The sequence below is a fragment of the Staphylococcus pasteuri genome, from assembly GCF_030547725.1.
In the GTDB taxonomy this organism is placed as follows: Bacteria; Bacillota; Bacilli; order Staphylococcales; family Staphylococcaceae; genus Staphylococcus; species Staphylococcus pasteuri.
On the sequence record NZ_JAUOQO010000872.1, the window covers coordinates 1 to 240 of the forward strand.

A 240-nucleotide genomic window follows, 5' to 3' on the forward strand; every position below is an offset into this window, starting at 1 on the left:
GATATTGCGTGCGGTTTCAAACACTTGGCTGTCATCCCACGCGGGGTTGCGGCGGCCCAATTCCCGCGCCAGCCGATTATGTTCGCGCAGCCAAAGCGTATTCATCATCGACACCTGAGGCACGGAATTGACCCGATCGCCCCCTACCGCAAACAGGGCATCGCGCACCATCACCGCGCCGCCCGCGATCTGTGGGTCCGGGTTGGCACAGGCCTTTACAATCTGGTCCAGCCCCAGCGG

Annotated in this window: 1 protein-coding gene; it reads right to left on the minus strand. The window is 62.5% G+C overall.

Annotated features, from left to right (window positions below):
- Window positions 1–240 (minus strand): peroxidase family protein (locus Q4528_RS15770; RefSeq protein ID WP_303522673.1); only part of this gene is annotated, 240 nt, incomplete at both ends.